The organism is Bradyrhizobium sp. NBAIM08, assembly GCF_020193935.1.
Taxonomy (GTDB): domain Bacteria; phylum Pseudomonadota; class Alphaproteobacteria; order Rhizobiales; family Xanthobacteraceae; genus Bradyrhizobium; species Bradyrhizobium yuanmingense.
Genome location: NZ_JADYVR010001231.1, coordinates 1 through 388, shown reverse-complemented (window position 1 = coordinate 388; position 388 = coordinate 1). Strand labels below are relative to the sequence as shown.

At 73.7% G+C, this 388-nt stretch carries 1 protein-coding gene; it reads right to left on the bottom strand.

All coding sequences use genetic code 11. The features are described 5' to 3' along the window. The coding region (locus I6F37_RS44280; protein WP_225155027.1) for an ATP-binding cassette domain-containing protein at positions 1-388 on the bottom strand (388 nt) is incomplete at both ends.

The following is a 388-nucleotide window of genomic DNA, read 5'->3' as shown; positions in this document are numbered from 1 at the left end:
GCCGCCGCGCTGCCGGATCGACGCGATCGCCGTCGCCAGCGCCGCGTCGCCGTCCGCGTCGAGATTGGAACTCGGCTCGTCGAGCACGACGAGGAAGGGATCGCCATAGAGCGCGCGGGCGAGCGCGATGCGCTGCCGCTGCCCGCCGGACAAGGCGGCGCCGGCCTCGCCGATGCGCGTCTCATAGCCCTGCGGGAAGCGGACGATCATGTCGTGGACGCCGGCGGCGCGCGCGGCGGCGATCACCTGCCCGTCGTCCCGGTCGGGCGCAAAGCGCGCGATGTTCTCGGCGATGGTGCCGTCGAACAGCTGGATGTCCTGCGGCAGGTAGCCGACGATCCGGCCGCGCGCGGCCTCATCCCACTGGTCGAGCGTGGCGCCGTCGAGC